General features: G+C 42.5%; 6 protein-coding genes and 1 riboswitch. All 6 genes read left to right on the top strand.

Annotation, left to right across the window (positions count from 1 at the left end):
- The coding region (locus tag E1163_RS03650) for a lipoprotein N-acyltransferase Lnb domain-containing protein (protein WP_155169558.1) at positions 1 to 1165 on the top strand (1165 nt) is incomplete at its 5' end.
- A complete protein-coding gene (locus tag E1163_RS03645; protein ID WP_155169556.1) occupies positions 1152 to 1583 on the top strand; it encodes an SRPBCC domain-containing protein in 432 nt (143 codons plus the stop codon). The genes E1163_RS03650 and E1163_RS03645, both read left to right, overlap by 14 nt.
- Entirely contained in the window at positions 1580 to 2545 is a 966-nt protein-coding gene (locus tag E1163_RS03640; RefSeq protein ID WP_155169555.1) for a helix-turn-helix transcriptional regulator, read from the top strand. The genes E1163_RS03645 and E1163_RS03640 overlap by 4 nt, the downstream gene beginning before the upstream one ends.
- A 100-nt stretch (positions 2546 to 2645) precedes the next feature.
- Positions 2646 to 2769, top strand: a riboswitch (SAM riboswitch).
- A 314-nt stretch (positions 2770 to 3083) separates the two neighbouring features.
- Positions 3084 to 4415, top strand: a complete 1332-nt coding sequence (locus E1163_RS03635; RefSeq protein WP_155169553.1) for an O-acetylhomoserine aminocarboxypropyltransferase/cysteine synthase family protein — start codon at positions 3084 to 3086, stop codon at positions 4413 to 4415.
- Positions 4378 to 5445 (top strand): homoserine O-acetyltransferase MetX, encoded by a 1068-nt coding sequence (gene metX, locus E1163_RS03630; RefSeq protein WP_246223486.1) that lies wholly within the window; start codon positions 4378 to 4380, stop codon positions 5443 to 5445. Before E1163_RS03635 ends, metX begins: the two co-directional genes overlap by 38 nt.
- Positions 5442 to 6650, top strand: a complete 1209-nt coding sequence (locus tag E1163_RS03625; RefSeq protein WP_155169549.1) for a homoserine dehydrogenase — start codon at positions 5442 to 5444, stop codon at positions 6648 to 6650. The genes metX and E1163_RS03625 overlap by 4 nt, the downstream gene beginning before the upstream one ends.
- Positions 6651 to 6690: the final 40 nt, after the last annotated feature.

Genomic DNA, 6690 nt, shown 5'->3' with positions numbered 1-6690 from the left:
ATTATTAATATTTCTACCCTTAATCAGCAACTCGCAAAACCTGCAGCTTTCAGAAAAAGGAGAGATTCATATTCTAACTTGTGGCCCCTACCAGGGAGAACTTTATTCTGCCTTCGGACATAGTGCCATCAGGGTAAAAGATCCTCAAAAGGGTTATGACATATTGTACAACTATGGGGTCTTTGACTTTGATCAGCCCAACTTTTACCTCAATTTTGCCCGAGGCCACCTGAACTACAAACTCGGCGTAACTGAATACAGGAATTTCAGGGATTACTACATTTACTATAATCGCTATATTCATGAACAGGTGCTGAACCTCTCACACCAGCAAAAGCAACAACTCTTTGACTTTCTTCAGTGGAATGCCCTCCCGGAAAATCAGTACTACCTGTACGATTACTTCTATGACAACTGTGCCACCAGGGTTAGGGACGCGTTGGTAAAAACCTTTGGTGATAGTGTTCAATTTGACGGCTCATATATCAATACCAACTATACCATCAGGGAGCTTACGGACCTTTACCTGAAACAACAGCCCTGGGGCGACTTAGGCATTGATATCTGCCTTGGGTTGCCAATGGATAAAGTTGCTGCACCGTATGAGTACATGTTTTTGCCTGACTATATAGAAAAAGGATTTAACCATGCCACTATAGTTCGCGATGGCAAAAGGGTACCCCTTGTGAAAAACACTATCATTACCTATAATTCAACCCCGGAAGAAGATCAGGCTTCGGCAATTACTCCGTTGATATCATTTATCATATTACTGTTCATTGGAATCATAGCTACCTACTTTGGCTATAAAAAAGGCAAATTATACGCCGGCTTCGATGTACTGCTGTTTTCTGTAATTGGACTTATCGGATGGCTACTGCTATTGCTGTGGTTGGCCACTGATCATAATGCTGCGGCGCGCAACTTTAACCTTTTGTGGGCTATACCCTTGCACTTTCCAGTAGCACTTTTATTGCTAATGCGCAAAAAACCGGCTTTTTTGACAAAATATTTTAGTGCTACCTGGATAATAAGCCTTTTACTGCTTCTATGTTGGGCATTTCTACCACAACAGATTCATTATGCTTTTATTCCGTTTGTGATCCTTATTGGGTTAAGAGCTTTCTACATTCAAAAATTCCTCTCCAAACATGAAGCAGCTTAAAACATCCATAGAAATATCTGCCCCACCTGATAAAATATGGAGTATCCTGATGGACTTTGACAGATATCCGGAATGGAACCCATTTATTATCAGCATAATAGGTAAGCCCAAAATCAGGGAACGGCTTAGAGTAACTTTGCAGCCACCGGACTCCAAACCCATGGTTTTCAAACCCCAGGTCACACTCTTTAAAAAGGAGAAACAATTCGGGTGGCTTGGAAGCTTGTTTATGCGGGGAATTTTTGACGGACACCACATTTTTGAAATAGAAGAGCTTACCGATAATAAATGTATCTTCATTCAAAGAGAGGATTTCAGTGGTTTACTTGTTCCTCTTTTATGGAAAAGCCTGGATACTAAAACCCGTGCCGGCTTTATGGCGATGAACAATAAAATAAAAGACTTGGCTGAAAAATGAATCGCATAGACAGGTTATCGGCTATTCTCATTCAACTGCAAAGTAAAAAAGTAGTTACGGCTCAGCATATTGCTGACCGCTTCGAAATAAGCCTGAGGACGGTATATCGCGACATCCGGGCACTGGAAGAGGCGGGTGTACCAATTGGTGCTGAAGCTGGCAAGGGTTACTTTCTCATGGAGGGGTATAACCTGCCTCCGGTAAGCTTTACCAAAGAGGAGGCGGGTGCAATACTAATGGCATCCAAGCTGGCTGAAAAGCATACGGACAAATCCATTCAGCAGCATTTTGAGGAAGCCATGTACAAAATCAAAGCTGTACTTAAAATACAGGAAAAAGATTACCTGGAAAACCTTGAGCAGAATATCGAAGTACTGCAAAGGCCCAGCATGACGGCTGAGCAATTTCCTGATCACTTCCTGTCCGATATACAATCATCACTGGCACATAAAAAAGTACTTTCCTTTGAGTACTTTTCCAATTATAACGGCCAATACAATACCCGGCAGGTGGAACCTCTGGGGTTATGCTATTATGGATCTCACTGGCACATGATCGGTTTTTGCAGAATGCGGCAGGACCTTCGGGATTTCCGTACAGACAGGATAACCAAGCTTCGTGTGTTAGACGAGTATTATGATCCGGGCAACCATCAGTCCTATCAGGAATACCTCAAAACCTTTATGCAGGGCACCGACCTTAAAGAGTCCAGGATTAAAGTTTCCAAAAGGATCGCCCATTTTCTGGGAGAACAGAAATACTATTTCGGGCTGGCTGAAGAAAAAGAAGTAAGTGACGGTGTTGAACTAAAGTTTATGACCTCATCTTTCAGGGGCTTATCCCGCTGGCTGCTAATGTTTGGTTCGGAAGTATCTATAATAAGCCCGGAGGCATTGAAAGAAGATGTTCAAAAACTGGCAAAAGAAGCTTTTGACCATCACCATAGCAGCCAAATTGCCTGAATCCAACGGGTTTAGATAAAAATTTCAACAAATGATTTGGAAACATTGCAAACGCTCACTACGTTTGTAGGATCAATTCGATACTCTCTCTTGAGAAATCGATTTATAAAGAAGCGTGGAGAGACAGGCTCTGAGAAACGCTAGCAACCTGGTAACCAAACCAAGGTGCTACATCCTGATCCCAGGAATGTTCGTCAAGTGACGGATTCGGGAGAATATAAATTGATGAAAAATGAAAAGATCAATCCAACATCAAACAGGTCTAATAGCGGTTTTTCAACGATCAATTCAATCGCTGACCGATTACATCATTTCTTTATTCTGCGACGACATGTGTTGTTGCTGCTGCTGTTGTTGTCGTTAGGCTTCGCTCCTCTCGCAAAACAACACCACCTGCCCTGAGATAAAACCGGGATAGGAATCTTATATAATTCGATTCATTTCCGGGCCTGAGCAAACTCTGACAAAGGCACAAATACGCTTAGCGCAGCATACCCAAATATTCTCAAGATCTACAATATTTAAAATAATTACGATTATGTCTAAATCATTAAAATTTGAAACACTACAGCTACACGCAGGATATGAAGACGTTGAAGCATCTACACGTTCAAGAGCTGTTCCTTTATATCAAACTACCTCATATACTTTCAAAAATTCGGAGCATGGTGCTAACCTTTTTGCACTGAAAGAATTTGGCAATATCTACACCCGGATCATGAACCCGACTACTGATGTGTTTGAAAAACGCATAGCAGCACTTGAAGGTGGTGTCGCTGCTCTGGCAGTGGGCTCAGGTCAGGCGGCACAATTCATAGCACTAAACAACATCCTGACAGTTGGCGACAATTTTGTTACCTCGCCATTTCTATATGGAGGTACTTACAACCAGTTCAAAGTAGCCTTTAAAAGGATCGGCATAGAGGCCCGTTTTGCTGAAAGTGACCAAGCGGAACACTTTGAAAAATTGATTGACGATAAAACTAAAGCCATCTACCTGGAAACTATTGGTAATCCGGGCTTCAACATTCCTGACTTTGATGCTATTGCAGCACTGGCTAAAAAATATGATCTCCCATTGATCGTAGATAATACATTTGGTGCCGGCGGCTATTTATTCAGGCCTATTGAGCATGGAGCTGCTATCGTTACAGCTTCAGCTACCAAATGGATCGGAGGCCACGGTACTTCTATCGGGGGTGTGATCATTGACAGTGGCAATTATAATTGGGGCAACGGCAAGTTTCCTCAATTCACAGAACCTTCCGAAGGTTATCATGGGCTTAACTTCTGGGAGACATTCGGCTTTAACAATCCTTTAGGGCTTCCTAACATCGCCTTTGCCATAAGGGCACGGGTAGAAGGTTTGCGCGATTTTGGCCCGGCCCTGAGTCCGTTTAACTCATTTCTGCTGCTACAAGGCCTTGAAACATTATCGCTCCGGGTTCAGCGTACTGTCGACAATGCCCTTGAGCTGGCCAAGTGGCTGGAAAACCACCCCCAGGTAGAGTCAGTGAACTACCCTGGACTTGAAAGCAGCACTTACCACCCTCTGGCCAAAAAGTACCTGAAAAACGGCTTTGGCGGTGTGCTGACATTTGTGATCAAAGGGGGAAAAGAGGAAGCAACGGCCTTTGTAGATAACCTGAAACTGGTGAGCCATCTGGCTAATGTAGGTGACGCCAAAACGCTGATCATCCAGCCATCCGCAACTACACATCAGCAACTTAATGACGAAGAACAACTTGCTTCTGGTGTATTGCCAAACCTTCTCAGAATATCGCTGGGGATAGAACATATAGATGACATAAAAGAAGATTTAAAAAATGCCTTTGACAAAGTTAAAACCGCAGTATCAGCAGAAGCCTGATCAGCAAGACAATTTGAAATCCCTCAAATTCAATCAAGAGTTCAGTCTGGAGTGTGGCAACACACTCCCTGAACTTGAGATCAGCTATACCACCTATGGCACGTTGTCACCAGAAAAAGACAATGTAGTTTGGGTATTTCATGCACTTACTGCCAATGCTGATCCTGTGGAGTGGTGGCCGGGAGTAGTGGGAAAAGGTTACCTGATTGATCCTGACAAGTACTTTATTGTCTGCGCCAATATGCTAGGCTCTTGCTATGGCACTACTGGGCCGGATAGCATTGATCCCCGCACGGGAGAAAAATATGGGCCGAATTTCCCTTTGGTTACGGTAAAAGATATGGTGAATGTACACCGCATCTTAAAAGACCACCTGGGCATAGATAAAGTACTGCTCGGCATTGGCGGTTCTATGGGTGGCCAGCAACTATTGGAGTGGGCCTCTTCCGATGTGGAATTGTTTGAGTCCATTTGTGTAATAGCTACCAATGCGAGACACTCTGCATGGGGCATCGCTTTCAATACTGCACAACGAATGGCCATAGAGGCCGACCCTACTTACCAGTACAGCTATGAAGGCGCAGGGGAAAAGGGACTACAGGCAGCAAGGGCCATAGCCATGCTATCCTACAGAAATCAAAATACCTATAGAAAAACCCAGACGGATTTTGAGGATAAGGTAGATGATTTCAAAGCCAGCAGTTACCAATATTATCAGGGGCAAAAACTGAGCGACAGGTTCACTGTGCTTTCTTACTGGTACCTAAGCAAAGCTATGGATAGCCACAATATAGGAAGAGGCAAAAAGTCCGTGCGGCATGCCCTTAAATCTGTAAAGGCAAAAACATTGGTATTGGGTATCAGAACCGATATTCTCTTCCCCTATGCTGAGCAGAAGTTTATTGCAAAAAACATCAAAGACGCTGAGTTTGGCCTTATAGATTCGCTTTACGGACATGACGGGTTTTTAATCGAAGCAAAAGCCCTGACTAAACAGATTCAAGTACTACTAAACAGAAAAATAAAATGAGTAAATATAAGATAGGTCTTTTTGGTTTCGGGTGTGTAGGTCAGGGATTATACAAAACCCTGTCGGAAAATAATGCCGATGCCGAAATAGTTAAGGTTTGTGTCAAAAACAAAGAAAAGAAAAGAAGTATTGAAGCTGAAAAAATCACTTATGACGCAGCAGAGATACTGAATAATGAAGATATAAATATCATTGTAGAGCTAATAGATGACGCCAAGGCAGCGCTGGAAATTGTAAGGGCCGCTCTAAAAAAAGGAAAGGCCGTGGTTTCTGCCAACAAAAAAATGGTCGCTGAAAACCTGGATGAGCTTATTGCACTGCAAAAGCAATATGAAACTCCCCTACTCTACGAAGGTGCCGTTTGTGGCAGCATACCTATTATTCGTAACCTGGAAGATTATTACGCTTCTGAACAGATCGAAGAGATCAAAGGCATTTTTAACGGATCTTCAAATTACATATTAACCAAACTCTTCCAGGAAGGAAAATCATACGAAGAAGCATTGGGCGAAGCTCAGGCCAATGGCTTTGCAGAAACTGACCCCACACTGGATGTCGGAGGTTTCGACCCTAAATTTAAATTGAGCATCATACTTCAACATACATTCGGCATACGCCAACATCCCGAAAACATATTCAACTGGGGAATACAGAATATCTCAGAAAAGGATATTGCTTTTGCCAAAGAAAGAAACCTTAAAATAAAGTTATTGGCCAAGGCACATTTTGACGGTAAAGTTCTCTCAACACTGGTCGCTCCACATTTTATCGACGAACAGAACCCTTTATACCATGTCGAAAACGAATTTAACTGTGTGCTGATCAATGGAAAATATGCAAGTAACCAAACATTGATAGGAAAAGGTGCGGGCAGTTTGCCAACCGGCCTCGCCGTACTATCTGATGTAATTGCACTGACACAAGGTTATACCTATCGTTATAAGTCTGCCGATTTTACCTCCGGAGGTTCTCAGGCAGTGGAAGTATATTTAAGCTTTAATGACATAGAAGACATTGACAAAAATGCATTTACCAGCATTTCTGAAAGTTACATCGGGTCAGATTACGGATATATTATCGGAAAAATAGAACTTGAAGCACTGCAGCAGCTTTTGAATGGTAGCAGTGGTGTAAATGTGGTTTTCACCTCCGGTAAACAAACGGAAATAGAAATACCGAACTTAACGTATTCGTATGCAAATTGATATATAATCATTTGTTAAGTATAAGGAGTAAATTCTATTT

It is taken from the genome of Fulvivirga kasyanovii, from assembly GCF_009711405.1.
Lineage (GTDB): Bacteria > Bacteroidota > Bacteroidia > Cytophagales > Cyclobacteriaceae > Fulvivirga > Fulvivirga kasyanovii.
Note: the sequence above shows the minus strand (reverse complement) of the source record. Positions and strands in the feature narration are given on the sequence as shown.

Excerpts from the sequence above, each read along its gene's own strand:
- E1163_RS03625 (WP_155169549.1), top strand. The coding sequence starts at position 5,442 with ATGAGTAAATATAAGATAGGTCTTTTTGGTTTCGGGTGTGTAGGTCAG.
- E1163_RS03635 (WP_155169553.1), top strand. The coding sequence starts at position 3,084 with ATGTCTAAATCATTAAAATTTGAAACACTACAGCTACACGCAGGATAT.
- E1163_RS03645 (WP_155169556.1), top strand. The coding sequence starts at position 1,152 with ATGAAGCAGCTTAAAACATCCATAGAAATATCTGCCCCACCTGATAAA.
- E1163_RS03640 (WP_155169555.1), top strand. The coding sequence starts at position 1,580 with ATGAATCGCATAGACAGGTTATCGGCTATTCTCATTCAACTGCAAAGT.